A 26,566-nucleotide genomic window follows, 5' to 3' on the forward strand; every position below is an offset into this window, starting at 1 on the left:
ATCCATGACTTCCTCGAGATCAAGGGCATCATCGGCTACGGCGCCTAGCGCATGACTGCGAACAGCGCCGCGTGTCCAAGAAGGACGCGCGGCGCGTAGCGTGGGCAAAGCCAAGCTATTCGGCGGCCTCGCGGAGGGGGATCAAACGCCGCTCGACCTGTTGGAGATGCAGCCGCATCGCCGCGGCCGCGCCGCCGAGGTCGCGCTCGGCGATCGCTTCCACGATCCGTTCATGGTCGGTGAAGCTGTGATGGTCTGCCGGAGGGCGGGCGCCTTCTGAACGAAGACGTCCCCACACCACGGTTCGGCGCACGGCGTTCAGGACGTCGAACAGGCCGAGCAGCACATTGTTGCGGCTCGCCTGCGCAATCTGCCGGTGGAGCAGATTGTCGATGTTCTCGTATTGCCGCCATGTGACGGCTTCCCGCGTCTGCACCAGCGATTGTCGCATCGAGGCGATATCGGAAAGCGTGGCGTGCAGCGCCGCTTCGCGCGCAATCTCGGGCTCGATGATGAGGCGCGCGCGCATCACGTCGGCCGGATTCGTGCGCCCGGCGATTTCCGAAATCCCGATCGTCTCCTCGACCGGTCCACTGCCGACGAAGGTGCCCCTGCCGACGTGACGCCAGATGCGGCCGTCCTTCTCGAGCACCGCCAGCGCCTTGCGCAGATCGCCGCGCGATACGCCGAGGCTCTCCGACAGTTCCCGCTCGGCAGGCAGCCGTGTCTCGCCGGCATGGTCCATCTGGGCAAGATAGGCCTGAAGCTGGACCAGGGCGGCGTGGCCGCCATTACCGGGATCGTCCATTAATTTAACCAATTCGCATAGATTTCCCTTTGCCGGTGTTAAAACGATTAACGGAAACCGTCAACTGCCCAGTTTTCTTGGCCAGCGCATCTGCCATCGCGCAGTTTCTCCTTGACCAATCCGCCCCACATCCTTAACCAATTAAGGTAATGGTTACAAGAACGGGAGGAATGACAATGGCCAGCATGACCGGACGTACAATCCTTGCCACCGCTTTCGCTGCGGTTCTGGCATTTGCATCGCACCTGTCGGCCGCAAATGCGGGCGACATGCGCATCGCATTCGGCGACCTTCCCGGTATAGAATCCATCCAGACGCTCGCCGCGATAGAGCGCGCCAAGGAACGCGGCGTGAATGTCGAGCTCATTGTTCTCAATGACGAGGATCTGGCTGCCCAGGCGATTGTCGGCGGCCAGGCCGATGTCGGCATCGGCGCGCCCTATACTTTGATCCAGAAGGTTGGCGTGCCGATCCGCATCTTTGCGCAGATCTCGACGCTGCGCTTCTTTCCTGTCGTCAACAGCGAATTTTACAAGGAATGGAAGGATTTGGACGGGCAGGAGGTCGCCGTTCAGGCGCGCGGCTCCGGCACAGAGGCGGTCATGCTCCTGATGGCGAAAAACCACGGCATCAAGCTCGGCAACATCAGCTATGTCCCGGGTTCCGAGGTTCGCCGCAATGCGCTGCTGCAGGGGACCATCAAGGCGTCGATCGTCGATGCCGCCAACAGGCGAGCGCTTGAGGCCGAAGCCCCCGGCAAGTTCATCGTTCTGCCGGTCGAGGATCTCGGCGCCTCGGACGAAGCGCTTTTCGCGACCGCGGACTATCTGAAGAACAACGCCGCCGACGTCGACATTCTGGTCGAGGAATTGATGAAGACGGCGCGCGAGATCACCGCGAACCCGGCGGTGGCGGTCGAGCTCCGCAACAAGTACAAACTGCTGCCGGATCTCGGCGCGGAGGCGGATAGCGAAATCACCGAATACTACAAGGAAACCGCGGAAGCCGGCAGCCTTGCGCTGAATGGCGGCGGAGCGGATGCGGCCAAAGACGACTTTGCCTTCTTCAGCCTTGCCGGCCAGATCGAAGGCGATCCCGCGAGCCTCAAGGTCGAGGACTTCTGGGATGTCGCCGCAATCGACCGCGCCGTCGCCAAGCTCGGCAAGAAATAGGCGGTCTGCCGGATGGCCGTAAGCATCAGAACCGACGGCGAGGCTACCGGCAAAGCTTCCCCATCGACTCGAAGCGCAACGGGCGCATCATGGGACCAGCCGATCCTGCTCAGGCTCGTGTCGATCGCTCTGTTCGCGGGAATTTGGGAAGTGGCCGGGCGTATTCCCGTCAGCTTCGCCTTTCCGACTTTTTCCGACACCATCGTCGCATTTTTCGGATTGCTCGCCGACGGCAGCCTGGCGACCGCCTACCTTTCGACACTGCAGCCGCTGTTGCTCGGCGTTGTCCTGTCGGCGTTCCTGGGTGTCGGCCTCGGCACGATCTGTGGCCTGTGGCGCACCGGCGAATGGCTGGTGATCCCTGTGTTCATCGTGCTTCAGGCAGCACCTGTCGCCGCCTTCATTCCAATGGTCACCTTCGTCTACGGCATAGGCATGACCGCCAAAACGCTCGCCGTCATGATCCTGGCGCTGCCGGTCATCGTGCTCAACACCTACAAGGCCGTGCGCAACGTCAACGAGTCGCTGCTCGTCATGTGCCGATCGTTCCTGGGCACACGTTGGCAGACCGTCGCCAAGATCATTCTTCCAGACGCCAGCCCGGTGATTTTTGCCGGTTTGCGCCTCGGCGTCGCTGCCGGGTTTGTCGGCGTGGTGCTCGCCGAGCTGCTGATCACCCCGACCGGCATCGGCGACCTCATCACCTTCCACCGCTCGCGCGCAGACTACGCCGAGATGTACGCAACAATTGCCTCGATCATTGCGCTTTCCACCCTGACGCTTGTCTTTCTGCAGTGGGTGGAAGTCCGTGTTTTCAGGCCGGAGAGTAGAGGTGCTTAAGATGGGCGCGACCGCATTGCGAAATGGACCGTCGCCGGTTCCCGCACCGATCGATTCAATCGTGGAGGTGAGAGGAATTTCCAAGACCTACGGCAATGTCGAGGCGTTGCGCGGCATCGACCTCGACTTTCCCAGGGGCAAGCTGACCAGCCTTCTCGGACCCAGCGGTTGCGGAAAGACGACGCTGCTGAAGATCATAGCGGGGCTGATACGGGCCGATGGCGGCACCGTCGCGATCAACGGCAAGCGCGTCAGCGCACCAGGCCCCGAACGCGCTTTCGTGTTCCAGGATTTTGCGCTGATGCCCTGGGCGACCGTGACACGCAACGTTGCCTTCGGACTTGAACTGCGCGGCACCAACAAGGCCGAACGCGAGGAGATCGCCCGCCGCTATATCGCAGAGGTGGGTCTTGCCGGCTTCGAGGATAAATATCCGCACGAGCTGTCGGGCGGCATGCGCCAGCGCGTCGGCCTGGCGCGGGCATTATCGGTCGATGCCGATGTCCTGCTGCTCGATGAACCGTTTTCGGCGGTCGACGAGCAGAACCGGCGGAAGTTCCAGGAAGACCTGATCCGGCTGCGCACCAACCAGAACAAGACCTTTATCTTCGTGACGCACTCGATCGAGGAGGCAGTCTACATCTCCGACCGCATCGTCTTGCTGTCACCGAGACCCGGCCGGGTGTCGCAGATCATTGAACCGGAAATCGATCGCTCCGGCGACCCCGAGCGCATTCATCGCGACAGGCACTATCTCGATACGGTCGACGAGATCTGGCAGGGGCTGAAGCAGTATGTGGAGTGACCGGCCGTGACCCTGTTTGGCTACCGAGTACCAATGATGGCGTCCCTGCTCGTCTGGTGCGTCGTATGGGAAATCGTCGGCCGGCTGGACCTTGTCTTTCTGCTGCCACCGTTTAGCGACGTGCTGGCTGCAGCGGTCGATCTCGTGCAGACCCCGTCCTGGCAGAGCGCGACGGTCACGACCCTTCGCGCCTTCGCCATGGGCATGGCCCTGTCGATCGTAATCGGCGTGCCATTGGGCATCCTGATGGGACGGATCAAGATCGCCGACGACCTGCTCGGCATGTGGGTCAACATCTTTTCAAGCGCACCGCTCTCGGCGATCGTTCCGGTGCTGATGATCCTGTTCGGCTTCGGCGAGAAGACGATCGTTGCGGCGGTGTTCCTGTTTGCGATCTGGATCATCGTCCTCGACACCCGCGCCGGGGTCCGCCATATCTCGCCGTCGCTGATCGAAATGGCGCGTTCCTATGGCGCCTCGCGCCCGGCGCTTTATGCCAAGATCATCCTGTGGGCGGCACTTCCGGAAATCCTCGCCGGCATCCGCCTCGGCCTCATCCGCGGCGTCAAGGGCGTCGTCATCGGCCAGTTGCTCGTCGCCATCGTCGGCTACGGCGCGCTGTTCGAGACCTTCTCGCGAAATTTCCGCATGGCCGAATTCTGGGCCTTGACCATCATCCTTTTTGCCTTCGCCCTGCTGATCGCCGAACTGATCGAAAGGGCCGAAGCCAAAGTCGAATACTACGCAGGAGCAAGACAGTGAACATGCACGGCACGACCTCAAGCTACATCATCGAACCGAACGCAATCCCCAGCATCCCGGTGGCGGGAACTGACAAGATGTTTCCGGTACACCGGGTCTATTGCGTCGGACGGAACTATGCCGCTCATGCAGTCGAGATGGGACACGACCCCAACAAGGAGCCGCCATTCTTCTTCCAGAAGAATCCCGACAACCTCGATACGACAGGAGAATTTCCGTATCCTCCGGCCTCCAACGATGTCCATCACGAGATCGAAATGGTCGTGGCGCTGAAGAGCGGCGGCACGGACATCGCGGCCGAAAAGGCTCTGGACTGCGTGTTCGGATATGGCGTAGGTCTCGACATGACGCGGCGCGACCTGCAAGGTAAGGCGAAGGACATGGGCCGTCCATGGGAGGTGGGCAAGGCCTTCGAGGCATCGGCGCCATGCACGCCATTGGTTCCGGCAAGTTCGATCGGTCATCCAACCCAGGGAGCGATTTGGCTGGACGTCAATGGCGAGCGAAAACAAACCGGCGATCTCAACCAGATGATTTGGAAAGTTCCGGAAATGATCAGCTATCTCTCGGGTCTCTTCACGCTGATGCCGGGGGACATCATTCTTTCCGGCACGCCGGCGGGCGTCGGGGCAGTTGTTCGCGGTGATGTTCTTCGCGGTCATATCGATGGCGTCGGCGACCTAGAGGTTCGCGTTGTCTGAAGCGGCGTCGATCATTGAACGGCTTGCTGCCGGAGCGGACGATGCGCCGGCGATTTCGGCACCCGACAGGATCGCGCTGACCCATGGCGGACTGCGCCGCCTGATTTCCGAAACTGCAGCGCAATTGCACGCGCTGGGCCTCGGCCGTGGCGACCGGGTGGCCATCGTGCTGCCGAACGGGCCGGAGATGGCCACTGCCTTCGTCGCGGTAGCGGCGGCGGCGTCCACGGCGCCGCTCAACCCGGCCTACCGGGCCGACGAGCTCGACTTCTACCTTACCGACATTGGCGCCAAGGCGATCCTTGTTGCCGAAGACGAAAGCGGCCCGGCGATCGCCGTTGCGGAGCGCCTGGGCATAGCTGTGCTCAGGCTCGCAGCACTGCGCGACGCGCCTGCCGGAAGCTTCAAGATCGAGGGCGAACCGATCGGCCCGCCGGCTGCGCCCGAAATGGCTGAGGACGGCGACATCGCGCTGTTGCTGCACACTTCAGGCACCACGTCACGACCCAAGCTGGTGCCGCTCAGCCATGCCAATCTTGCCGCCTCGGCCGCCCATATCGGCGCGACGCTCGGCCTGACGGCCGGCGACCGCTGCCTCAACATCATGCCGCTGTTCCACATCCATGGTCTGATCGCGGCGGTGCTGTCCTCGCTCGCCGCCGGCGGCAGCGTCTTCTGCACGCCGGGCTTCAACGCGCTGCGCTTCTTCCATTGGCTAAGCGAGGCGCGGCCGAGCTGGTACACGGCCGTGCCGACCATGCATCAGGCGATCCTGCCGCGGGCGGCGCGCAATGCCGATGCAATGGCCGCCGCGCCTCTTCGCTTCATCCGCTCGTCCTCGGCATCGCTGCCGCCGCAAGTGATGGCCGAGCTTGAGGCGACCTTCGGCTGTCCGGTGATCGAATCCTACGGCATGACCGAGGCCGCACACCAGATGGCCTCGAACCGGTTGCCGCCGGGCCTGCGCAAGCCGGGCAGCGTCGGCGCCGCCGCCGGACCGGAAGTGGCGGTGATGGCGCTGGACGGGCAATTGCTGAAGCCCGGTGAGACCGGCGAGATCGTCATTCGCGGGCCTAATGTCACCGCGGGCTACGAGAAGAATCCGGACGCCAATGCCACGGCCTTCGCGCATGGCTGGTTTCATACCGGCGACCAGGGCGTGCTCGACGGCGACGGCTATCTGCGCGTCACCGGCCGGCTCAAGGAAATCATCAACCGCGGCGGCGAGAAGATCTCGCCGCTCGAGGTCGACGACGTGCTGATGGACCATCCGGCGGTGGCGCAGGTCGTCACCTTCGCCACGCCACACGACAAGCTCGGTGAGGAGGTCGCGGCTGCGATCGTGCTGCGCGAGGGCATGGCCGCCACCGAAGGCGACATCCGCAGATTTGCAGCGATGCGGCTTGCCGACTTCAAGGTGCCGCGCATTGTCATGATCCTGGACGAAATCCCGAAGGGCGCGACGGGCAAGCTGCAGCGCATCGGTCTCGCGACCAAACTGGGTCTTGTCAAACCCGGGCTTGCCAAACCCGGGCTTGCCAAACCCAGGCTTGGATGATGATGCGGATCACCATTTTTGGCGCCGGCGCGATCGGCGGCTATCTCGCGGCCAAACTTGCCATGGCCGGCCGGGTCGATCTGTCGATCATGGCGCGCGGCGCTCATCTCGATGCGATCAAGACGGCCGGACTTCGCCTGATCGAAGACAGTCATGAATCCGTCGCCTCTGTCAGGGCCGCCGCGCAAGCGCAGGAGCTAGGCGTCCAGGACTATGTCGTACTGGCGCTCAAGGCCCATTCTCTCGCACCGGCGCTCGACCAGATCGCGCCGCTGCTGGGCGAGGGGACGGCTGTCGTTACCATGCAGAATGGCGTGCCGTGGTGGTACTTCCACAAGATCGGCGGCTCGCTCGAAGGCACGCGGTTGCAAGCGGTGGATCCCGGTGGAGTGATCTGGGATCGGCTTGGGCCGGATCGCGTCATCGGCTCGGTCGTGTATCCCGCGGCTGAGGTGGATGCGCCCGGCCTGGTCCGCCATATCGAGGGAAAACGCTTTTCGCTCGGCGAGCCCTCGGGCGAGAAGAGCGAACGTGTCACGCGGCTTGCTGCGGAGATGGTTGCGGCAGGGCTGCAGGTGCCGGTTCGCGATGACATCCGAAGTGAGATCTGGGTGAAGCTCTGGGGCAATCTCTCCTTCAACCCCATTTCCGCGCTGACGGGCAGCACGCTTGCGGCAATCGCTGCCGACGAGGCAACCCGCACGCTTGCCCGCACCATGATGCTGGAGGCGCAGGCGATCGGCGAAAGTCTCGGCGTGCGTTTCCCGATAAATGTCGACCGCCGTATCAAGGGGGCCGGCGACGTCGGCGAGCACAAGACCTCGATGCTGCAGGATCTGGAGCGAGGCCGACCAATGGAGATCGATGCGCTGGTGACGGCGGTTCAGGAACTCGGCCGGTTGACTGGCCAGCCAACGCCCACCATCGACAACGTGCTGGCGCTGGTGCGCCGCCTCGCCATCGAGCGCGGCTGCTATCTGACGTAAGCTAGCGCAGGCGGGTTCACGTCGATAAAACCCATCTGCAGGCGGTCGGCCGCTGGCAGATGAACGGCTACGACGATTCCATGGCCGCCATGTCAGCGCGAAACAACGCCGCTTCAGAGCCTCTTAACGTAGTCCGCAAGCTGGTCGGCCACGGTGCCCCAGCCATCGAAAAAGCCCATTTCCTCATGTTTATTGCGGGTGGCTTCATCCCGATGGATGGCGGTCGCGATGTAGCGTGTCGCCTCGCCTTCCGGGTGCAACGATATGACCGCCGTGATGAATGGGTCCCCTGACGGCCGATAGCCGGGCAGCAACGCGTCGGTCCACACCAGCCGCTCGTTGGGCACGATATCGAGGTAGCAGCAATGGCGGTCGTTGACCTCCTTGCCATCAGGCGACTGCATGCGGGTCCTGAACAGGCCGCCGGGCCTGAGGTCGATCTCGCAATCGGTGACGATCCATGGCTTCGGTGTGAACCATTGGCGGACATGTTCGGGCTTGGTATAGGCCGTCCAGAGCAGTTCTCGCGGTGCATCGACAACGCGTTCGAGAACAAGGTCGAGTCTCGGATCGGGCTTGAACAGCGGGGTCGAATTCATTTGTCTTTCTCCTTGAGCGTCATGACGTAGGCATCGAACTGGTCGAGGCGGCGTTCCCACAGCGCGCGCTGCTCGGCCAGCCAGCTTTCCGCGAGCTTCAGCGGCTCGGGGGCAAGCCGGTAGGTCCTGACGCGGCCGGCTTTTTCGGAATGAACAAGCCCGCAGCCCTCCAGCACCCTGAGATGCTCGACGAACGAGGGCAGAGCCATGTCGAATGGCTGCGCGAGCTCGCTGACCGAGGCCGGGCTTCTGTTCAGCCGCTCGACAACACGGCGGCGCGTTGGATCGGCAAGCGCCCGAAAGATGCCGTCGATCGGCGGGACGCTCGGACTCGCGGTCTGTGGGCTTGTTGCGACGGTCATGTCTTCCTTGCGCCACTGCGCATGGCCAAAGATGGTTCGGAATAACACTTAGGAAAATTCCTTAGTATAGGCAAGCCCAAAAGTTCTGAGGATGCCTGCGGGGTCTCTGGCAAAGTCTGAAGGGTGCTTTAGGGTGCGGCCAGATTCGACGAACGATCAGTCCGAGGGGCCAAAATTTTGACCATCACGATGTACGGCATCACCAATTGCGATACGATCAAGAAGGCGCGTGTCTGGCTGGAAAGCCACGATGTCGCCTACCGCTTTCATGACTACAGGGTCGAAGGACTGGACGCGGACCGGCTGAACGGCTGGTCCCGCAAAGTCGGCTGGGAAATCCTGCTCAACAAGGCGAGCACGACGTTTCGCGAACTGTCGGACAAGGACAAGCTGAGCCTCGACGAGAAGAAGGCCAAGGCGCTGATGTTGGCCAACCCGACAATGATCAAGCGGCCGGTCCTCGAACTTGGCGATCGCATCCTCGTCGGCTTCAAGCCTGATGTTTACCAGCAGGCGGTGGGCGGGTTGAAGTAGCGGGACGGGACGCTTTTCGCGCTCCAGTTCGAGTGCCTGCTTGCCGCGCCGGTCTCAATTCCGCCAGGCGAATTGGGTCGCGGGGAAGACCTTGGCCTGCCTGGCCGACAGCGCGTCCCATGCTTCGCGGCTGCGTGGGTCCGGCTCGATTGTCTCGGCGATGCTGGTCATGGCGTCCGCGGCCTCAGCAAAACTCTCGAACCATCCGATGCCGACCGCAGCGCTAATGGCTGCGCCGAGGGAGGAGGCTTCAGCGTTGTGACCCTTATGGATCGAGATCCCGGTCGCGTCCGCGATCATCTTTGTCCAAAGTTTGCTGTTGGCGCCGCCGCCGATCGCCACCATTTGCGCCGGCGAAAGACCATGGCTGCGCATCTCTTCGAGAGCCCGGGCGGTTTGCAGCGTCATCGCCTCTAGCCCCGCACGATAAAAATGACCGAGCGTGTGCGAGGGGTGCATGCCGATGAAGCTCGCGCGTGCGCTCGGATCCCAATGCGGGTCCATGCAACCGACCAGGGTGGTGCCGGCGAGAAGTCCGTCCGAGCCGATCGGGACGGCCGCCGCTTCCCTTTCCAGGCGGTCGAAGATCGCCGGATCGGAGCGTCCGCCGGCAAATATGTCTACGAACCAGTTGACGAAATAGACACCCGCCCGCTGCACTGCCTCGAGGAAATAGCCATCGCCTGTCGGCGAGGTCATGGTACGCCAGAAGGCGCCGACCACCGGTTCCCGCGACCAGATTCCCGCGATGATCGCGGTTCCGAGATTGAGATAGACAACGCCGTCGCGCATGGCATTGACGCCGAGCCCGGCGCATTGGCCATCGCCGCCGGCGGCAATCACCGGCGTTCCTTCGGCTAGCCCTGTTGCGGCGGCGGCGGCGGCATGAACGGCCCCGACCCGTGTGCCGGACCGCACCGCATTGGGAAGTTGCGACGGCCTGATGCTGAGATGATCGAGGAGCGGCTGCGACCATGCCTTGCGCGAGATGTCGAAGAGACCGAACGGATCGGCGCTCGTCCAGCTCGCACTCGGCGTTCCCGTCAGTTTCAGCGTCAGAAAACCGTGCACGTCGAGGATTTTGTTCGCATGGTCCAACCGTTTCGGTTCGTTCTCGCGCAGCCACTTCAGGCGGTAGACCACCGGCGTCACATCGATCGGCTTGCCGGTGATCGCGTGCAGCCGCTCACGGCCGATTTCCGCCGCGAAACGGTCGACCAGCCCGGCGGCGCGTTCGTCCAGCCAAAGGCTCGCGGGTCCGATCGGCTCGCCGGCGCCGTCGATGAGCGCAACGGTCTCGCGCTGGTTGGAGATCGCGATACCGGCGATGCGTTTTGGATCGACCGCGCCGACAAGCTGTCGCAGCGCCACTGTTGCGGCCCGCCACCAGTCGGTGACCTCCTGCTCGACATAGTCCGGCCTCGGCTTCATCAGCTCGAGCGGCGCGCGGCCTTCCGCCGCGGCTCGTCCGTCCGGGCTCCAGGCAATCGCCTTGCAGGATTGCGTGGAACTGTCGAGGCCGACGACAAGGGGTCCGTCGCTGCTGCCCATGATTGTCCTCCCGAGACGATGAGTTCCACCGAGTGCTGGTTAGTCCGAGCGCCGGTTATTCCAAGAGAATGTTCGCGGTGGCCATGTCGGTGACAAAATGTGTCGCATATCCGCCGCCGAGCCCAGCCCTGATCGCCCCCATCTTGCGGGCGCCGCCGGCGGCGCAGATACGGACGGGCACCGCTTTCAGTTCGTCGAGCGTGATGCCGACGGTGCGTCCGTCGAGCGGAGTTGCGAAAGGGGCGCCTCGAGCGTCGATGAACCGCCCGATGATGACCCCGAGCGCTCCCTGCTCGATCATACCGGCAAGTGCGTCGGCATCCGATATCCCGGCTCGGGCATAGGTGCTCTCCGGCCCTATATCGCCGATCCCGAAGATGACCTTGCCGGCGGCACGGATCATACGGAACTGGTTGACGAGCATCGGCTCCTGCATGAGTTCGTCATGCAGTTCGTCGGTGGAGACAATCGCCGGGGCAAGCAGGTTGATGCAGCGGGCTCCGAGCCGATTGGCCATCAGCGAGGTGCAGAATTCCGGCGAGAAATCGCTGGTGCCGATCGAGCTTCCCGAGAGCTGGACGACGGTGAGGTTCCGGTCATGCCGTAATCGTGGAATCGAGCGGGCGGCAGCGAGCACCGTTTTTCCCCAGGCGACGCCGATCGTGTCACCCGGATCGACCATGGATGCGAGCAACCGTCCTGCCGCTTCGCCGATGCGGCGGTCGGCATCGTTTGGATCGAGGTCGGGGATAACCGCGGCGCCGCGAAGGCCGTATTTTTCCATGAGGCGCCGCGAGGTCAAGGTGCGGGCAAAAGCGTCGTGATCGACCTGCACGGCGACAAGTCCGCTTTCGCGTGCCTCCTGCAGATAGTTTACCACGCTCGCCCTGGAGACGTTCATGACCTTGGCCACATCGCTCTGGTTGAGCTGGTCGACATAGTAGAGCCAGGCAGCCCACGCCACCGCGCTGTCGAATTCAGGCGGCAGTGCCGAGAGCCCAGATGTTCGGACCACGTCGATGTCGGCGTTGGCATTCATGTCCCTTTTTCCGCAGGTTTGCAGAACGAAGTCAAGCGTTGCGGGCAGATGCTTGACAAAAGACAGTGATAGGTGACTATTGTTCGATCGCGCAGCGCGCCTGTGTCTGGACTTGAGAGTTGCCCCACAAGAGGACGCCATGACGAATCCGGCAGCCGGATCCTGGACGGCATTGATCGACGACATTTTGGACGGGCGCTGGACCAACCCGGAGACCGGGAAAAAGGCCGTGGTGCCGTATGATCGGATCGTCATCGAAGAAAGCCTCGACGGGCGGGCTGCGGATCTCGTTTCGGAGCTCGATCTGGGTGAGCGGTTCACCGTCGTCGCGGATGCCGCGACCTATGATGCGCTTGGCGAACGCGTTGCGCGCGAACTGAAGACGCTCGGCCCTGTCGATGTCCTGATATTGGACCACCCGCATGCCGACATGGCCAATGTCGAGAGCCTGGCCGTCAAACTCGCGGATGCGGATGCCGTGGTCGCGGTCGGCTCCGGCACGATCAACGATCTCTGCAAGTTCGTCACCGGAAAGAACGAACGACGCTATTGCGTGTTCGGGACGGCCGGTTCGATGAACGGCTACACATCGACGACCGCGTCCATCACACTTGAAAGCGGCCTGAAGGTATCGCTCCCTTCCCACGCGCCATCAGGCTTTTTCGTCGACCTTGGCGTCTCCGCTGCCGCCCCGACCTATCTGTCAGCGGCGGGGTTCGGTGACTGCCTTTGCCGCTCAGTCGCCCAGATCGACTGGTGGATGTCGCACCGTCTGCTTGGCACTGCCTACCATCAGGTCCCGTTTCTCATCCAGGAAAATGATGAAGCGGCGCTCAACGAGCGTGCGGCAAAGCTTGCCGAACACGACATCGAGGCCAATGGCTATCTCTATCGCGTGCTGACGCTCTGCGGCCTCGGAATTTCCTTCACCGGCGTCTCCAATCACGGTTCCATGGGCGAGCATCAGATATCGCACTACATCGACTGCTTCGCCGGCGAGCGTCACCCCGGTACGCTCCACGGCACCCAGGTCGGCGTCGCTTCGCTCACCATGGCGCGATTGCAGCAAGCAATGCTTGCTAGCGACAAGCCGCCGGTGGTGAAGGCGACGAAGATCGATCCTGACGACATGGTCCGCCGCATGAGCCCGGCTGTCGCCGCACAATGTCTCGACGAACTGAAGAAGAAGGCCTTCGACGAGAATGCCGCCGCCGCATTCAACGAGCGGCTGCAGGAGCTCTGGCCGACACTCAGGCAGGAGCTCAAGCAATTCATGGTGCCTGTCGACGAGATGCAGCGCCTGCTGAAATCCACCGGCGGGCCGATCTCAGCCGCCGAATTGGGCACGTCGCCCGATTTCTACCGCGAAGCCGTCGTTCATTGCCGGGAGATGCGCAATCGCTTCTCGTTCCTCGACATTGCTGCGGATGCAGGAATGCTGGAGGATTTTGCCCGCGGGGAAGCCTGACGGGATGCGCGACCTCGCCGAATTCGGACCCGAAACTGCGTCGCGCATTCGCGGCGTCTTCTGCGATATCGACGACACCTTGACGACCGAGGGTCGTCTTCCGGCCGACGCCTACCGTGCGCTCGAACGTCTGCACGAGGCGGGCCTTGTCGTTGCTCCCATTACCGGGAGACCGGCAGGTTGGTGCGACATGATTGCCCGGTTCTGGCCGGTGACCGGCGTGGTCGGTGAAAATGGCGCTTTTTACTTCGCTTATGATCAGGCAACGCGAAAGATGATCCGGGTTTTCGCCGCGAGCGCTGAGGAACGCCGGGAAAACAGGCGCAGGCTCACGGACCTGGAAAAGCGTATTGTCCAGGAAGTGCCGGGTTCGGCCGTATCCGCCGACCAGCAATATCGCGAAGCCGATCTGGCCATCGACTTTTGCGAAGATGTTCCGGCGCTGCCGATGTCCGATGCCAGGCGCATCAAGCAGATTTTCGAGGAAGCCGGCGCTGTCGCCAAGATCTCGTCGATCCATGTGAATGGCTGGTTTGGCGGATACGACAAGCTGTCGATGACGCGCCGCTTTGCGAGCGAGAGGCTGGGAACCGATCTCGATGCCGAAAGGCAGGCCTACGCGTTCGTCGGAGACAGTCCGAACGACGCTCCGATGTTCGGTTTTTTTCCGAGCTCGTTCGGGGTCGCGAATGTCATGGACTTCCAGGGACAAATCGACGCCGAACCCGCTTTCGTCGCCAGGTCGCGGGGTGGACGCGGCTTCGTCGAGGTTGCCGATATGATCCTGGCAAACCGGAGGTCGGGGGTGGTCTGATCGGCCGGCGCGAAATGTGCCGCCCGCAAACGACGCAAAGGATGCTGCAGGCGATGGAAGCGAACCAGGAACGGCTTAGGGAGGATTCGATGCCAGTCTGCTTTCAGAGGAAAGCGAGCGCGATGCTCCAGGCAACATCGCACAGCACCTTTGGTTGGTACCGCAATCCCGGCCGGTGGATGTCAGAGCGAACCCCCCGTCTCCTGGTCGGTGATGAGCCCGGTGAAGAATCCCTTTTCCAGGAGCTTGGCCATGATGCCGACCTTATTCTTTCCGCCGGAAACGAGAATGCGTTTGGGAATGTTCATTGTGTCGAGAGGGTAAACTCCGACAATGCGTTCATTGACGGGATGGTCGATGAGTTCGGCGTTCCGGTCGAAGAAATAGCCGAGAAAGTTCCCGATCGGTTTCATTCTGAGGATATCGTCGAATTCCTCGTCGGTCATGTAACCGACGCTCCGAAGCGTCGAGCTGGTTGTGCCGCCGACGCTCATCAGCGCAAGGTCGGCGTTCAGTGCCTTCTGGATAACCTCGCGCGCGCTCGGTTGCTGCAGGATCGTCTCGCGGCTTTCGCGGCTGTCGCAGATGATGGGTCCGGGGAGATAATAGGATTCGGCCTGGGTGCGCTGGGCAAAGACGGCGGCGGCGTCGTATTTGTCGATCGACGACCGGCGCGACAGAGAGCCGAGAAGCGGCACGACGGTAACGTTCCTGAGGGCCACCGGTTCGATGTTGGAGGCGAGCCATCTCATGGTTCGGCCCCACGCCATGGCGACCGTCATGTCGTCCCTGAGCAGCGTCTCGACGGTCTGCGCGGCATAGATGCCGATCACTTCGGAGAGCCCGAGCTCCGACCCGGTATCGTTCGGTGTGACGCTGCATATGTCGAGCCGGTACTTCCGCCTGAGCTGCTCTTCCATTTCGAGCGCCTGGGACGTCCCGGCGTTGATGCGGATCGAGACGATGCCGCGCTCCTTCGCCTCGGCCAGCAACCTGTGGATCTTGGTGCGGTTGATCTGCAGCCGCTCGGCGATGGCCTGCTGCGTTTCGCCCAACACGAAATACTGATGGGCTACCCGTGCCAGGAGGCCGATCGACGTCATGAGGGTCCTCCGATGCTGGTGGCTCACCCATCCGGATGCCGCTGTAGCCGGCCAACAAGTGCTTGCCACAGACAGGACGACAATATAGCATTTGAACAAATGCACAAGATATGAACATTTGTGCATCGCAAAACGAAGCGGTTCGGGAGGAACGCGTGCGGGTTGCCCAAGCCAGACGTTTCGTCGTTTCGGATCACCCGCTGCCCTGGCTGCTGCCGCTGGTGGCGATCCTGCTTGTCTTCACGGTCTATCCCCTGATCTACAACATCTGGCTGAGCTTCCATGAGTTCGTCCCGCGCCGACGGGCGCTCGAATTCGTCGGAACGGAAAACTGGGTGCAGCTCTGGAACGACACGCGGTTCTGGCAGTCGCTCGTCATCACCTTCACCTATTTCGCCATCGCGCTGGTCTTTGAACTGGTGCTCGGCATGGCGATCGCGCTGCTCCTCGACAGCGACGGCTTCGGTTTCGGATTCTTGCGCGGCGTCCTGACAATGACGCTTGTCATCCCGCCGGCCATCGTCGGCATGATGTATCTGCTGATGGAGGACCCGCAGTTCGGGGTGATCAGCTATCTCCTGCAGTCGATCGGCCTGCTCAATCCGAACAACCCTATCCTCGCCACGGCGTCGACCGCGCTAGCCGGCGTTCTCGTCGCGGAAATCTGGCAGTGGACGCCGTTCATGGTCCTCATCTTCCTTGCCGGTCTCAGGGCGCTGCCGCCGGAGCCTTACGAGGCCGCGATGATCGACGGCGCGTCGTCGTTCCAGATTTTCCGGCGCATCACCCTGCCGATGATGTCGAAGGTGATCGCGATCGCCGTGCTGGTCCGCGGCATCGATCTCTTCCGCGTCTTCGATTATGTCTTCGTCATGACGTCCGGCGGGCCGGGAGCGTCGACCTACTCGCTGTCCCTCTATGCATGGCAGCAGACGTTCAGCTTCGTAAAATGGGGCTATGGAGCCACGCTCAGTCTCGTCACCCTGGTGATCATCCTCGTCATTGCCAATCTGTTCATCCGTATCGCGAAGGTGAGATGGTAAAATGAACGGCTCCTTCTCAACGCGCATGCTTCGCACCATCGCCGCCTGGGTTGTGGTCGCAGTCTTCTTCTTTCCGATCTACTACTGGACGTCGGTGGCGTTCAAACACGGCAATGACATCTTCAACCGGCCGCCGAAACTGTTCGCCTTCACGCCGACCTTCGACAATTTCCAGAAGGTGTTCGGGATTTCGCTGGGCAGCGGCGGCATCACCGTGACGCCGGGCGGCGGCAACTTCTACATGGCGCCCCGCGTCTGGGATTCGATCGTGATCGCGACGCTGTCGACCGTGCTCGCCGTGGCCATCGCCACGCTTGCCGCCTATGCCCTGTCGCGAATGAACTTCCGCGGCCGGCACAGTTTTGTCGGATGGGTGTTGTCGACACGCATGATGCCGCCCGTCGCGGTCGCGGTTCCGATGTTCTTCATCTACAAGAATTTCGGTCTCATCGACACCTATATCGGCATGGTGCTGATCCACGCGCTGATGAACCTGCCGCTCGCCGTCCTCCTGATGAAGAGCTTCTTCGACGACATTCCGTCGGAGATCGACGAGAGCGCCATTGTCGATGGCGCCAGCCGCTTCATGATCTTCCGGCGGATCGTGCTGCCGATGGCCAAGGGCGGCATCGCCGCCACGGCGGTCCTCTGCTTCATCTTCAGCTGGACCGAATTCCTGTTTGCGCTGACCCTGACCACCACATCTGTCAAGACCGTGCCTGTCGTCTCGTCGACCTTCGTCACCTCGATCGGCACCGCCTGGGGCAACATGGCCGCGCTTGGCGCCGCATCCATCATTCCCGCTTTCATCTTCATTCTGTTGGTTCAAAAGCACCTCGTGCGCGGTCTCACGATGGGATCGTTGAAACAATAGATGGGAGGCTCGAATTCGCAGCCTTGTGAAAATCGCGAATTAAACCGGAGGAGTAGACAATGAAAGACAGCATCAGAAAGGCGCATCTTGCCTCTGTCACCGATCGCTTCGTTCGCGGACAGATGGACCGGCGCTCGTTTCTTCGCGCAGCAAGCATTCTCGGCCTCGGCGCCAGCGCGCTCGGCATGGGCCTGGGACGACGTCCGTTCTACGGCATCAGCCAGGCATCGGCTCAGGAACAGGAACTAAAGCCCAGCGCCAAAATCACCAAGTGGCTCTCGGATGTCGGCAAGCCCTTTGCCGGAACGACCCTTCGTCTCGCCACCGAATCGACGCCGCCGTCGAATGCCATCGCAACGCAACTCAAGCAGTATTTCGAGGAGGCTACCGGCATCAAGGTCGAGATCGAAGTGCTGCCGCTCGAGCAGGTGCTGCAGAAGCTGACGCTCGACGTGGCGTCGAGCCTCGGCACTTACGACCTCTACTATATCGACCAGAGCTGGGCGGCGAGCTTCAGCCAGGACGTCTTCGATCCGCGCGAGCAGCTCAAGAACGCTGATCTGGCAATGCCGAACTACAACATCGACGACTTCCTGAAGCCGCTCGTCGACGGTATCGCCATGTACGAGGACCGCATGGTCGGCGTGCCCTATGACATCCCGATCTTCATCATGCAGTACCGCAAGGACGTCTGGGACGAGCTCAAGCTGCCGCCTCCGGCCACGCTGGACGATTTGCTGAAGGCGTCTGCGGCGATCACCGACGCCAAGGGCCCGAACATGTACGGCACCAGCGGCCAGATGAAATCCGGCCATTACAGCCTCGAATGCGATTGGACGGCGTGGCTTTGGGGCCATGGCGGTTCGATTTTCGGCCCCGACGGCAAATTCACCGGCAATGACGAAGCTGGCTTGGCCGCCATGGCCTACTGGGACAAGCTCAAGGCGACGATGCCGCCCGGCGTCGACGGCTGGACATGGGATGGCGAGGGCCAGTCGGTCGGCCAGGGCGTCGCGGCCTCGATGCTGTCTTGGGGCGAATTCTTCCCGTTCTTCGACGATCCCAAAGCCTCCAAAGTCTCCGGTCTGATGGAAGCGATGGTTCCGCCGAAACCTGCCGCTACGCTGCGCACGGTCGAGCAGACCGGATTCGGCGAAATTCCGGGCGTTGGTCACCAGGGCGGTTCTTCGCTCGCGGTGTCGAAATACTCGAAGAGCCCGGACGCTGCCTGGATTTTCATGCAGTGGGCGACCTCAGCCGATACCCAAGCGCTGATAACCGTTCTGGGCGGCGGTACGGGGCCAACGCGCACCAGCGTCTATGACGATCCGCGCGTGCTGGCCAATGCCCGTGTCGGCGCCGGCACGACCCGCCATTTGCCGGTCGTGCGCGACACCATTGCCAACTACATGGGATCCGAGCCCGACCTGCCGGCGTGGGCAGAACTCTCGAGCGATATGATCCCGGTTGCACTGGGCAAATACTTCGCCGGCCAGTCGGGCTCGGCCAAGGAGTCGCTCGACGCCCTGAAAACCCAGGTCGACGATCTCGTCGCCAAGGGCTGAGTGTTCCGGGGTGGCGGCCTTGGGCCGCCACCCCGGGTATCGACAATTCCCATGAGGAAAAACAATGGCTGGAAAACAGCTCGTAGCAGTGACAGGAGCCAGTTCTGGTATCGGCGAAGCGGTCGCCAAGGTGTTTTCGCGCGCCGGCCATCCTGTTCTCATGATGGCCCGCCGTCTGGAGCGCATGGAGGCGCTGAACCTGCCCGACAGCATGGCCCGGCAGGTCGACGTCCGCGACCGCGCCGCAATCGCAGCCGCGGTGAAGGAGGCGGAAGCCGAATACGGGCCGGTCGACATGCTCTTCGCCAATGCCGGCATCGCCCGTCTTGCCGACATAGGCCGCCAGCCGCCCGAGGAATGGGACGAGATGATCGATATCAACACGAAAGGCGTGCTGAATTCGGTCCACGCGGTGATGTCGGGCATGATGGAGCGCCGTCATGGAACGCTGTTCATGATGAGTTCGATCGCTGGCCGGAAGGTCTATCCGGATCATACGGTTTACTGCGGGACGAAATTCTTCGTTCACGCCGTGTCGGAATCGCTGCGCGACTATCTTTCCGACTATGACGTCCGCGTGGTCGTGCTTTCGCCTGGGGTGATCGAAACCGAAGTTCTGAGCGGCGTCCTCGATCCGCAGACGCTCGCCAACTACAAGGCCAACAAGCTCAAGATCGGAGGCGGGATCGGACCGGAGCACGTCGCTGACCTCATGCTGCACACCTACCAGATGCCGCAGAACGCTCTCGTGCAGGAAATCGTCATCACGCCGACCAGGCAGAAATACTGACGACCCGAATCCGGGGTTCTGGAGAGAGAGAATGGCTACCGTAGAATATAAGAACATCGCCAAGAGTTTCGGGCAAGTCGAGGTGATGAAGGACATCTCCTTCGGCATTGCCGACCGCGAATTCGTCGTGCTTCTTGGGCCGTCGGGCTGCGGAAAGACCACGCTCCTGCGCATGACAGCAGGGCTCGAGAGAGTGACCAACGGCGATCTGTTGATCGGCGACAGGCGGGTCAATGACGTTCACCCGCGCGATCGCGATATCGCGATGGTGTTCCAGAACTACGCGCTCTATCCGACAATGAAGGTGTTCGACAATATCGGCTTCAGTCTCGAAGTGGCGAAAGTGCCAAAGGCGGAGATCAGGAAGAAGGTCGAATGGGCGGCGGAAATCCTGAATCTCACGCCCTATCTCGGGCGCTACCCCAAGGAACTGTCTGGTGGCCAGCGCCAGCGCGTCGCCATGGGCCGCGCCATGGTGCGGAATGCCGCCGTTTTCCTCTTCGACGAGCCGCTCTCCAACCTCGACGCGAAGCTGCGCACGCATATGCGCGTGGAAATCCGCCAACTCCACAATCGTCTCGGCACGACCACGATCTACGTCACCCATGACCAGATCGAGGCGATGACGATGGCTGACAAGATCGTGCTGATGCACGCCGGCAGGATCATGCAGATCGGCACGCCCGACGAGGTCTATGAGCGCCCGAACTCGAAATATGTCGCTGATTTCATCGGCTCGCCGTCGATGAATTTCATCGCTGGCGCTGTCGAGACCGCAGGCGGCAGTCCTCGCTTCGTCGCCGAAGGCGTGTCGATCGGCCTCTCGCCGCAGATCATGGCGAAGCCAGGCCAAAAGGTCATCATGGGCGTCCGGCCGCACGATCTCGGCATTTCGGATGCGGGTGAGATCAAGGGCGAGGTCGTGCTGTCCGAAACGACCGGCGCGGATGTCCAGATTCATCTGCGCGTGGCGGGATACGACGCCGTCGCCGTGGTGCCGCGTGACGAGCGCCGCAACGCCGGCGCCGCGATCAACCTTTCGGTACTGCCGGGTAAGGTGCACCTCTTCGATGCGGCCACGGAACTGCGTGTCGCCTGAGATTAGCGACGAAGCCGTGGATATGACCCGGCAGCGCGCGCTGCCTCAGCCCTTTAGGCTGAGATAATCGGCCAAAGCCACTGCGTTATTGTGCGTGTCGTCCTGGGCGCCGTAGAGCAGCGTCACACGGCCGTTGTCGAGGAGGGCACGCAACTGGCCGACCGCGTCGCTGTTCCTGTCGAGCTCACCGCGATATCGCTGCTGGAATTCCATCCAGCGGGTCGGCTCGTGACCGAACCATTTGCGCAATTCATCGCTTGGCGCGACGGTCTTCAGCCATAGCGTCAGCGCGGCGTCCTCTTTGCGGACGCCGCGCGGCCATACGCGGTCTATGAGCACCCGCTGGCCATCGCCAGGCGAGGGCGGCTCGTAGATGCGCTTGACCTTGATATCGAGTTTCATTGCCAACTCCGGGGTTGACCGCCATGACGGTTTGTTGGCGGCTCCTTACGCCCACTCGCCCTTACGCATAACCGGCACGCGGCTGCCGTCCTTGCCGACGCCGTCGATGTCGATCTTGTCCGAACCGATCATCCAGTCGATATGGATGAAGCTCTTGTTGCCGCCACGCGTCCCGATCTCCTCCTGGCTTAGCGAGGCGCCGTCGACAAAGCACTTCGAATAGCACTGGCCGAGCGCGATGTGGCAGGCGGCATTCTCGTCGAACAGCGTGTTGAAGAACAGCAGGCCGCTCTTCGAGATCGGTGAGGAATGCGGCACCAGCGCGACCTCGCCGAGACGGCGTGAGCCTTCATCGGTGTCGAGCACTCTTTTCAGCACGTCCTCACCGCGACTGGCCTTGGCATCGACGATGCGGCCGTCCTCGAAACGCACAGCGATGCCGTCGATCAGCGTGCCTTGATAAGACAGCGGCTTGGTGCTCGAAACATGGCCTTCGACGCACCTTGCATGCGGCGTGGTGAAAACCTCCTCGGTCGGAATGTTCGGATTGCAGGTGATGCCGTTCCTGGCGGTCGAAGCGCCGCCCATCCATTCATGTCCGTCGGCCAGACCGACAGTCAGATCGGTGCCGGGTCCGGTGAAACGCAGCGCGTGGAAATTATGGCCGTTCAGCCATTCGGTGCGGCTGCGAAGAGCCGCATTATGCGCTGTCCAGTTGCCGATCGGGTCTTCCACATCAACCCGTGAGGCGGCAAAGATCGCGTTGGCGAGTTTTGCCACGGCGACGTCGTCGGTATCGCCCGGAAACACCTGCTTGGCCCAGGCCAGGTCGGGATAGGCGACGATGTTCCAGTTGATGTCGAAGCCGGTGATCTTTTCCAGCGCCGGCTGGTAGGCGACCGAATTCGCCTTGTTGGCGCGCGCCACTTTCGCCGGATCCTGCGCCGACAGCAGCGACGGATCCTCGCCGCGCACGGCAAGCCGCGCCGCATTGTTGGCGAAGGCCTTTGCCATGCCCTCATAGAGCCAGCCGGCGGCGTGGTCGAAACCGGCATCGGCGCCATAGCGGAAGCGTGCGAGCGTGATTTCATCGTCGTTGAAGATCGGCGTCACCAGGCCGGCACCTACCTTGTAGGCGTGCTCGATGATCCGTCGTGTCAGAGGCAGCGCTGCGATCGACGATGTCAGCACCAGGTCCTGCCCCGGCTGCAGCTGCAGCCCGACCTTGATGGCGACTTCGGCCAGCCTGTCGAGCTTCACCGGGTCGATCGTTGCGGAAACGCCGCGCGAATGTGTGGTCATGATCCTGCCTGCCGTGATGTGAGGGTCTCATCCTTACATAGACCGGTGCCGTCGGTCTTTCCACCGCGATCGGCTGGCCTGCTTTAGGCCGCGCTGTCGAGCCCGCCAAACTGCGCCATCGTTGCCTCGATCTCCTCGCGGATCCAGGCCTTGAAATCGCGCACCTTGCGGCTCTCGCTCTTGCTGGCCGATGTCACCAGCCAGTAGCCCAGCCCGCTCTCAGCGCGCACGCCGAACGGCGCGACCAGCCGGCCGTCGGCGAGAGCGTCAGCCGTCAGCAATTGCCAGGCGAGCATCACGCCATGGCCGGCGATCGCCGATTCCAGGCAAAGCATCGGGTCGGTGAAACGCGCGCCCTTGAGAAAGGTGACGGGCTTCACCCCGGCCGCCTCGAACCAGCTGTCCCAACTGATCATCGACCGCTCGTCAATGATGGCGCATGTCTGCGCCAGGTCTTCGATCGACTTCAGTCTGGCAGCGATCGACGGGGCGCAGACGGGAAACACCTCCTGCGCCAGTAGCAGTTCCGCGCGCACGCCCGGCCATTTGCCGTCACCCATCCGGATGCCGACGTCGATGTCGGAATGGTCGAGATCGGCGATCCGACCCGAAGCGTCGATGCGCAGCAGCACGTTTGGATGGCGGGCGAAATGCCTGGACAGCCTCGGCAGCAGCCATTTCGAGGCGAAAGCCGGTGCGACCGAAACCACCAGCGTGCATTCGGAGGCCTCGTCGGCGAGCGCCACGGCTTGGGCGAGTTCGCGGAAACCTGCCCCGAGCCGGGCGGTGAAGACGTTGCCGAATTCGGTCAGCACGAGACCGCTTGCCGTTCGTTCGAACAGCGCCTGGCCGAGTTGCTCTTCCGTCCGCTTGACCTGCTGGCTGACGGCACTGGCGGACACGTTGAGTTCGCTCGCCGCAGCCGAAAGCGATCCCAGACGGGCAACGGTTTCCACGGCGCGCAGGCCGTTAAGGTGGACGCGGTTCAGTATGCTCATACAGTTTTTCTAAAGCGACACGATTGAAATCTCAATTGAAACATACGGCGGAATGGCAGATTTTAAGGAAATAGGCAGGCCTATCGAGGAAAATCCGATGAAGATTTTATCATTGTTCAGGGGCTTTTCCGTTGCCGGCACGCGGCAAAGCCGGTCGCATGAAAGTGAGACCACCCGATGGGCGACCGATCCGCTGTCGCATCCTGTGCTCGATACCATGTCGGAGCGCGAACTCGCCGACGTGCCGTTCAGGCTGACGGCCCGGCGCACTGCCTACGAGACGGCTGCCGTGCAAGTGGGATGCGGCGCGAGGTATTAGCATTCTGCGCAGAGGATTTGACTCTTTGGTTGAGCCTAAAGGGGAGACTGTGGGCGGTGGCTGACGGCCAACCTCCAAGCTGCCAATCTCCGAGGCCTGCGATTTGCCACAGGCCACCATGCCTTCGTCATCTCAGGGCGGAGCGAACGCGAAGCGGAGAGCAGACCCTGGGATCCATGCCGTAACATCAGCCGAAGAATGCAGCGGCCCGGAACGGCCCCGTGTACGCAACAGTGTAAGCTACCTGCCTGTCGGTGCGAGGAGGGCCCTCGTTCCGTTCCGTCTTCGTGTGCCGCAGATGTCACGGCATGGATCCCAGGGTCTCCGCTACGTCGCTTCGCTCCTGCTCCGCCCTGGGATGACGAAGCGAGGGATGTTTCGGCCAACCTCCAAGGTTTGTGATTGGCGTTCGCTACTGATCGACGGTCGCGCAACCCCTTCTGGCCCAACAAGAAGCGGATTGTTTGACAGGCTCGTGCACCTATTGTGCACCGCAATGAAAGCCGCTTCGCCATCCCCTTTGCGTCTCGCCTTCGCCGGCATGGTCGCCCTGGCCGTTGCCATGGGCATCGGCCGTTTCGTCTATACGCCGATCCTACCCGGCATGATGGAAGAGCTCGGCCTGTCGGCGGCGGACGCCGGTTGGATCGCATCCGCCAACTATCTCGGCTATCTCGTCGGCGCGCTTGCAGCGGTCGGCGGCTGGGCGCATGGCCGCGAGCGCCTGCTGATGCTCGCCGGTCTTGCCGCCACCGCGGTCCTCACCGGGGCGATGGGCCTGGCCGGTACTATGGCGGCTTTTCTCGTCATCCGGTTTCTTGCCGGTCTGGCCAGCGCCTTCGTCTTGGTGTTCATGTCCAGCATCGTTTTCGGTCATTTCGCCGCGGCCGGCCGAAACGACCTGCAGGCGCTGCATTTCGGCGGCGTCGGCCTCGGCATAGCGGCGTCCTCGGCGCTGATGGCGATCCTCGTGACGGGACATGCCGGCTGGGCGGCGGGCTGGTTCTGGTCCGCCGCGATCTCAGCCTGCGCCTTTGTCGTCGTGGCGCTGCTGCTCGGCAGCACTGCGACCGCCAACGGTGCCGACGGTCGCGAACCGGCGCTACCGAAGGATCGGTCGCTGATGAAGATCATCGTCGCCTATGGCCTGTTCGGCTTCGGCTACATCGTGACGGCGACGTTTCTGATCGCCATTGTCCGGCAGGGTGGCGGCGGACGCGTCTTCGAAGCCGTGGTCTGGATGGTCACCGGCCTTGCCGGGATTCCTTCGGTCTGGCTGTGGCAGAAGATCGCCGCAAGGATCGGCCTGTATGCGGCTTATGCCTTCGGCTGCCTCGCCGAGGTGGTCGGCGTCACCGCGAGCGTCGCCATGGGCGGACACATTGGGCCGCTGCTCGGCGGGTTTCTGCTTGGCGGAACCTTCATCGCCATCACCGCGCTCGGCCTGCAGACCGGAAGACAGCTTGTCCCGCGAGCGCCGCGCCGGGTCCTGGCGTTGATGACGGCTTCCTTCGGCCTCGGTCAGATCATCGGTCCGATCGTCGCCGGTCTGCTTGCGCAAGCCACGGGCGACTTCTTCCTCGCGTCGATCGTGGCCGCCGCCGTCCTGCTTGTCTCAGGCGCGATCACCTGGTCGGCTGCGCCAAAATCGCCATGATTGTGGTCTTGCTCGGGGCCGGGCATGGCGCACCGGCCATTTTCATTCCGATCGATGTGTGACCTTATGCCCGCTGAACAGCAACGCCGCTGATTTGCGCATCGACCGAGGATTTCCCCACCGTGTTCGTATCCTTCTTCCCGCAGCCGAAGCTGTTCTTCATTTCGGTCGTCGCATGGAGCCTTGCCGGAATCCTGTTTTGGTTCTTCGTCGGCGAGCAGTTGGGTGCTGTTTTTGGGCTGCCACCTGCCGAGGCTGGCGTTCCTCCAGTCCTTGGAATGACGATCTTCTGGACCAAGCCGTTTATCTGGTTCTACATCTATTTCGGTTTTCTGGTTGGCGCCTTCTACGCCTTCTGGCGCTTTTATTCTCCTCACCCGTGGCAGAATTGGTCGATCCTCGGTTCGGCGCTCATCCTGTTTTCGACATATATCAATGTGCAGATTTATGTGGCGCTGAACACTTGGCGAGGACCCTTCTTTGATCTGTTCCAGAAAGCGATTACGACAGCCGGTTCGGTGACCGCCGGCGAACTCTATTCGATGTTCTGGATCTACGCCTGGATTGGCGCTTCGGGCATGGGCTTGTTCGTCATCACCCGGTTCTTCGTCAGCCACTATATCTTCCGCTGGCGCACGGCCATGAATGACTACTACATGACGCACTGGCAGAGGTTGCGGCACATCGAAGGCGCGTCGCAGCGCGTGCAAGAGGACACGATGCGGTTCTCCACTACTATGGAGGGCCTTGGCGTGTCGCTGGTTGACTCCGCGATGACGCTGATAGCGTTCCTCCCATTGCTCGCGCAACTCTCCAGCCATGTGAAGGTCTTACCCCTCGTTGGCGAAATTCCCTATTCTCTGGTTGTAGCCGCAGTCACCTGGTCGATCTTCGGTACGGCTCTTCTCATGATTGCTGGCGTCAAACTGCCAGGGCTGGAGTTCAAGAATCAGCGAGTCGAGGCGGCCTACCGCAAGGAACTCGTATACGGCGAGGACGATGCGGCGCGCGCAGCACCGCCGACAGTGGCAGAACTCTTTTCGCATGTCCGACGCAACTACTTCACCCTCTATTTCCACTATGCCTACTTCAATATCGTCCGATCCGGTTATCTGCAGGCGGATGCCATCTTCTCCAGCCTGATCCTCATTCCCACGATTGCTGCTGGAACTATTACCTTGGGCATATGGCAGCAGATTTCCACCGCTTTCGGCCAGGTCAGTTCCTCATTTCAGTATCTGGTCAATGCCTGGCCAACGATCGTCGAACTGCTCTCCATTCACAAGCGCCTGCGCGCCTTCGAGGCGACGCTCGAAGGGGAGCCGCTGCCGGAAATCGACCAGGACTATCTGGAGCGAGAACGAGCCGGCCTGCGCCCTGAAGATCAGCCGGTAAGTTGAGGAGTAGCGGGCGGC

The 26,566-nt window shown here is 62.1% G+C and carries 27 protein-coding genes; 18 read left to right on the forward strand and 9 right to left on the reverse strand.

Translation table 11 applies throughout. The features are described from left to right. Window positions 1-115: 115 nt before the first annotated feature. Complete coding sequence (locus EOA78_RS06080) at window positions 116-808, reverse strand: FCD domain-containing protein (RefSeq protein ID WP_127314328.1); 693 nt, start codon at window positions 806-808, stop codon at window positions 116-118. Window positions 809-984: 176 nt separating this feature from the next. Here EOA78_RS06080 and EOA78_RS06085 point away from each other — a divergent pair, with 176 nt between their 5' ends. From EOA78_RS06085 to EOA78_RS06115, 7 genes are read left to right on the forward strand one after another with little or no spacing between them, the layout of a single operon-like run. Then, entirely contained in the window at window positions 985-1,980 is a 996-nt protein-coding gene (locus EOA78_RS06085; RefSeq protein WP_127314329.1) for an ABC transporter substrate-binding protein, read from the forward strand. A gap of 12 nt (window positions 1,981-1,992) precedes the next feature. Next, window positions 1,993-2,820, forward strand: coding sequence for an ABC transporter permease (locus EOA78_RS06090; protein ID WP_127314330.1), 828 nt, complete (start codon window positions 1,993-1,995; stop codon window positions 2,818-2,820). 1 nt (window position 2,821) lies between these two features. After that, window positions 2,822-3,625 (forward strand): ABC transporter ATP-binding protein, encoded by an 804-nt coding sequence (locus tag EOA78_RS06095; protein ID WP_127314370.1) that lies wholly within the window; start codon window positions 2,822-2,824, stop codon window positions 3,623-3,625. Between the two features lie 6 nt (window positions 3,626-3,631). Next, window positions 3,632-4,387, forward strand: coding sequence for an ABC transporter permease subunit (locus tag EOA78_RS06100; protein WP_127314331.1), 756 nt, complete (start codon window positions 3,632-3,634; stop codon window positions 4,385-4,387). A gap of 2 nt (window positions 4,388-4,389) precedes the next feature. Beyond that, a complete protein-coding gene (locus EOA78_RS06105; protein WP_127314371.1) occupies window positions 4,390-5,088 on the forward strand; it encodes a fumarylacetoacetate hydrolase family protein in 699 nt (232 codons plus the stop codon). Beyond that, the gene (locus EOA78_RS06110; RefSeq protein WP_127314332.1) at window positions 5,081-6,646 is read left to right on the forward strand and encodes an acyl--CoA ligase; all 1,566 of its coding nucleotides are present in this window, start codon (window positions 5,081-5,083) and stop codon (window positions 6,644-6,646) included. The genes EOA78_RS06105 and EOA78_RS06110 overlap by 8 nt, the downstream gene beginning before the upstream one ends. 2 nt (window positions 6,647-6,648) lie before the next feature. Continuing rightward, window positions 6,649-7,632 (forward strand): 2-dehydropantoate 2-reductase, encoded by a 984-nt coding sequence (locus EOA78_RS06115; protein WP_127314372.1) that lies wholly within the window; start codon window positions 6,649-6,651, stop codon window positions 7,630-7,632. A gap of 113 nt (window positions 7,633-7,745) precedes the next feature. On the opposite strand, the gene EOA78_RS06120 is transcribed toward EOA78_RS06115, so the two are convergent. Together EOA78_RS06120 and EOA78_RS06125 are read right to left on the reverse strand one after the other, a co-directional pair. Then, window positions 7,746-8,231, reverse strand: coding sequence for an SRPBCC family protein (locus tag EOA78_RS06120; RefSeq protein ID WP_127314333.1), 486 nt, complete (start codon window positions 8,229-8,231; stop codon window positions 7,746-7,748). Next, complete coding sequence (locus EOA78_RS06125) at window positions 8,228-8,593, reverse strand: metalloregulator ArsR/SmtB family transcription factor (RefSeq protein ID WP_127314334.1); 366 nt, start codon at window positions 8,591-8,593, stop codon at window positions 8,228-8,230. Before EOA78_RS06125 ends, EOA78_RS06120 begins: the two co-directional genes overlap by 4 nt. A gap of 177 nt (window positions 8,594-8,770) precedes the next feature. Between EOA78_RS06125 and EOA78_RS06130 the strand changes: the two genes are divergently transcribed. Then, window positions 8,771-9,127, forward strand: coding sequence for an ArsC family reductase (locus EOA78_RS06130; protein WP_029355455.1), 357 nt, complete (start codon window positions 8,771-8,773; stop codon window positions 9,125-9,127). A 54-nt stretch (window positions 9,128-9,181) separates the two neighbouring features. Here EOA78_RS06130 and EOA78_RS06135 read toward each other — a convergent pair whose 3' ends face one another. After that, on the reverse strand, window positions 9,182-10,678 hold the full coding sequence (locus EOA78_RS06135) for an FGGY-family carbohydrate kinase (RefSeq protein WP_127314335.1): 1,497 nt from the start codon (window positions 10,676-10,678) through the stop codon (window positions 9,182-9,184). Between the two features lie 55 nt (window positions 10,679-10,733). Then, on the reverse strand, window positions 10,734-11,717 hold the full coding sequence (locus EOA78_RS06140; protein WP_127314336.1) for a sugar-binding transcriptional regulator: 984 nt from the start codon (window positions 11,715-11,717) through the stop codon (window positions 10,734-10,736). Window positions 11,718-11,856: 139 nt separating this feature from the next. On the opposite strand from EOA78_RS06140, the gene EOA78_RS06145 reads away from it, so the two are divergent. Beyond that, entirely contained in the window at window positions 11,857-13,185 is a 1,329-nt protein-coding gene (locus tag EOA78_RS06145; protein ID WP_127314337.1) for a sn-glycerol-1-phosphate dehydrogenase, read from the forward strand. A 4-nt stretch (window positions 13,186-13,189) separates the two neighbouring features. Next, the gene (locus EOA78_RS06150; protein WP_127314338.1) at window positions 13,190-13,999 is read left to right on the forward strand and encodes an HAD-IIB family hydrolase; all 810 of its coding nucleotides are present in this window, start codon (window positions 13,190-13,192) and stop codon (window positions 13,997-13,999) included. A 182-nt stretch (window positions 14,000-14,181) separates the two neighbouring features. Here EOA78_RS06150 and EOA78_RS06155 read toward each other — a convergent pair whose 3' ends face one another. Then, complete coding sequence (locus tag EOA78_RS06155) at window positions 14,182-15,102, reverse strand: sugar-binding transcriptional regulator (RefSeq protein WP_164783655.1); 921 nt, start codon at window positions 15,100-15,102, stop codon at window positions 14,182-14,184. Window positions 15,103-15,257: 155 nt separating this feature from the next. Between EOA78_RS06155 and EOA78_RS06160 the strand changes: the two genes are divergently transcribed. The 5 genes from EOA78_RS06160 to ugpC all read left to right on the forward strand — a co-directional run bounded on the left by EOA78_RS06160 (window position 15,258) and on the right by ugpC (window position 20,473). Beyond that, window positions 15,258-16,145 carry a sugar ABC transporter permease gene (locus EOA78_RS06160; RefSeq protein ID WP_029355468.1) on the forward strand — a complete coding sequence of 296 codons (888 nt, stop codon included), beginning with the start codon at window positions 15,258-15,260 and terminating at the stop codon, window positions 16,143-16,145. Window position 16,146: 1 nt separating this feature from the next. Beyond that, a complete protein-coding gene (locus tag EOA78_RS06165) occupies window positions 16,147-17,019 on the forward strand; it encodes a carbohydrate ABC transporter permease (protein ID WP_127314340.1) in 873 nt (290 codons plus the stop codon). Window positions 17,020-17,078: 59 nt separating this feature from the next. Further along, the gene (locus EOA78_RS06170) at window positions 17,079-18,584 is read left to right on the forward strand and encodes an extracellular solute-binding protein (RefSeq protein WP_127314341.1); all 1,506 of its coding nucleotides are present in this window, start codon (window positions 17,079-17,081) and stop codon (window positions 18,582-18,584) included. A 64-nt stretch (window positions 18,585-18,648) separates the two neighbouring features. Further along, window positions 18,649-19,374: an SDR family oxidoreductase gene (locus EOA78_RS06175; RefSeq protein WP_127314342.1), complete on the forward strand. Its 726-nt coding sequence runs from the start codon at window positions 18,649-18,651 to the stop codon at window positions 19,372-19,374. Between the two features lie 31 nt (window positions 19,375-19,405). Then, window positions 19,406-20,473 carry a sn-glycerol-3-phosphate ABC transporter ATP-binding protein UgpC gene (gene ugpC, locus EOA78_RS06180; protein ID WP_127314343.1) on the forward strand — a complete coding sequence of 356 codons (1,068 nt, stop codon included), beginning with the start codon at window positions 19,406-19,408 and terminating at the stop codon, window positions 20,471-20,473. A gap of 45 nt (window positions 20,474-20,518) precedes the next feature. Here ugpC and EOA78_RS06185 read toward each other — a convergent pair whose 3' ends face one another. From EOA78_RS06185 to EOA78_RS06195, 3 genes are all read right to left on the reverse strand, one after another. Continuing rightward, window positions 20,519-20,875: a DUF488 domain-containing protein gene (locus EOA78_RS06185; protein ID WP_127314344.1), complete on the reverse strand. Its 357-nt coding sequence runs from the start codon at window positions 20,873-20,875 to the stop codon at window positions 20,519-20,521. A gap of 45 nt (window positions 20,876-20,920) precedes the next feature. Beyond that, window positions 20,921-22,177, reverse strand: a complete 1,257-nt coding sequence (locus EOA78_RS06190) for an aminopeptidase (protein WP_127314345.1) — start codon at window positions 22,175-22,177, stop codon at window positions 20,921-20,923. Window positions 22,178-22,260: 83 nt separating this feature from the next. Continuing rightward, window positions 22,261-23,175, reverse strand: coding sequence for a LysR substrate-binding domain-containing protein (locus EOA78_RS06195; protein ID WP_127314346.1), 915 nt, complete (start codon window positions 23,173-23,175; stop codon window positions 22,261-22,263). 97 nt (window positions 23,176-23,272) lie between these two features. Here EOA78_RS06195 and EOA78_RS06200 point away from each other — a divergent pair, with 97 nt between their 5' ends. From EOA78_RS06200 to sbmA, 3 genes are all read left to right on the forward strand, one after another. Next, the gene (locus EOA78_RS06200; protein WP_127314347.1) at window positions 23,273-23,494 is read left to right on the forward strand and encodes a hypothetical protein; all 222 of its coding nucleotides are present in this window, start codon (window positions 23,273-23,275) and stop codon (window positions 23,492-23,494) included. A 496-nt stretch (window positions 23,495-23,990) separates the two neighbouring features. Continuing rightward, window positions 23,991-25,151, forward strand: coding sequence for a YbfB/YjiJ family MFS transporter (locus EOA78_RS06205; RefSeq protein WP_127314348.1), 1,161 nt, complete (start codon window positions 23,991-23,993; stop codon window positions 25,149-25,151). Between the two features lie 122 nt (window positions 25,152-25,273). Then, a complete protein-coding gene (gene sbmA, locus EOA78_RS06210; protein WP_127314349.1) occupies window positions 25,274-26,551 on the forward strand; it encodes a peptide antibiotic transporter SbmA in 1,278 nt (425 codons plus the stop codon). Window positions 26,552-26,566: the final 15 nt, after the last annotated feature.

Origin of the sequence: Mesorhizobium sp. M5C.F.Cr.IN.023.01.1.1, assembly GCF_003997585.1 — a bacterium.
Classification (GTDB): domain Bacteria; phylum Pseudomonadota; class Alphaproteobacteria; order Rhizobiales; family Rhizobiaceae; genus Mesorhizobium; species Mesorhizobium wenxiniae.

What these genes read in the sequence shown, in the direction of transcription:
- EOA78_RS06080 (WP_127314328.1), bottom strand. Translation starts at nt 808, where the DNA reads ATGGACGATCCCGGTAATGGCGGCCACGCCGCCCTGGTCCAGCTTCAG.
- EOA78_RS06085 (WP_127314329.1), top strand. Translation starts at nt 985, where the DNA reads ATGGCCAGCATGACCGGACGTACAATCCTTGCCACCGCTTTCGCTGCG.
- EOA78_RS06090 (WP_127314330.1), top strand. Translation starts at nt 1,993, where the DNA reads ATGGCCGTAAGCATCAGAACCGACGGCGAGGCTACCGGCAAAGCTTCC.
- EOA78_RS06095 (WP_127314370.1), top strand. Translation starts at nt 2,822, where the DNA reads ATGGGCGCGACCGCATTGCGAAATGGACCGTCGCCGGTTCCCGCACCG.
- EOA78_RS06105 (WP_127314371.1), top strand. Translation starts at nt 4,390, where the DNA reads ATGCACGGCACGACCTCAAGCTACATCATCGAACCGAACGCAATCCCC.
- EOA78_RS06115 (WP_127314372.1), top strand. Translation starts at nt 6,649, where the DNA reads ATGCGGATCACCATTTTTGGCGCCGGCGCGATCGGCGGCTATCTCGCG.
- EOA78_RS06120 (WP_127314333.1), bottom strand. Translation starts at nt 8,231, where the DNA reads ATGAATTCGACCCCGCTGTTCAAGCCCGATCCGAGACTCGACCTTGTT.
- EOA78_RS06125 (WP_127314334.1), bottom strand. Translation starts at nt 8,593, where the DNA reads ATGACCGTCGCAACAAGCCCACAGACCGCGAGTCCGAGCGTCCCGCCG.
- EOA78_RS06135 (WP_127314335.1), bottom strand. Translation starts at nt 10,678, where the DNA reads ATGGGCAGCAGCGACGGACCCCTTGTCGTCGGCCTCGACAGTTCCACG.
- EOA78_RS06140 (WP_127314336.1), bottom strand. Translation starts at nt 11,717, where the DNA reads ATGAATGCCAACGCCGACATCGACGTGGTCCGAACATCTGGGCTCTCG.
- EOA78_RS06145 (WP_127314337.1), top strand. Translation starts at nt 11,857, where the DNA reads ATGACGAATCCGGCAGCCGGATCCTGGACGGCATTGATCGACGACATT.
- EOA78_RS06150 (WP_127314338.1), top strand. Translation starts at nt 13,190, where the DNA reads ATGCGCGACCTCGCCGAATTCGGACCCGAAACTGCGTCGCGCATTCGC.
- EOA78_RS06155 (WP_164783655.1), bottom strand. Translation starts at nt 15,102, where the DNA reads ATGACGTCGATCGGCCTCCTGGCACGGGTAGCCCATCAGTATTTCGTG.
- EOA78_RS06165 (WP_127314340.1), top strand. Translation starts at nt 16,147, where the DNA reads ATGAACGGCTCCTTCTCAACGCGCATGCTTCGCACCATCGCCGCCTGG.
- EOA78_RS06170 (WP_127314341.1), top strand. Translation starts at nt 17,079, where the DNA reads ATGAAAGACAGCATCAGAAAGGCGCATCTTGCCTCTGTCACCGATCGC.
- EOA78_RS06175 (WP_127314342.1), top strand. Translation starts at nt 18,649, where the DNA reads ATGGCTGGAAAACAGCTCGTAGCAGTGACAGGAGCCAGTTCTGGTATC.
- ugpC (WP_127314343.1), top strand. Translation starts at nt 19,406, where the DNA reads ATGGCTACCGTAGAATATAAGAACATCGCCAAGAGTTTCGGGCAAGTC.
- EOA78_RS06185 (WP_127314344.1), bottom strand. Translation starts at nt 20,875, where the DNA reads ATGAAACTCGATATCAAGGTCAAGCGCATCTACGAGCCGCCCTCGCCT.
- EOA78_RS06190 (WP_127314345.1), bottom strand. Translation starts at nt 22,177, where the DNA reads ATGACCACACATTCGCGCGGCGTTTCCGCAACGATCGACCCGGTGAAG.
- EOA78_RS06195 (WP_127314346.1), bottom strand. Translation starts at nt 23,175, where the DNA reads ATGAGCATACTGAACCGCGTCCACCTTAACGGCCTGCGCGCCGTGGAA.
- EOA78_RS06200 (WP_127314347.1), top strand. Translation starts at nt 23,273, where the DNA reads ATGAAGATTTTATCATTGTTCAGGGGCTTTTCCGTTGCCGGCACGCGG.
- EOA78_RS06205 (WP_127314348.1), top strand. Translation starts at nt 23,991, where the DNA reads ATGAAAGCCGCTTCGCCATCCCCTTTGCGTCTCGCCTTCGCCGGCATG.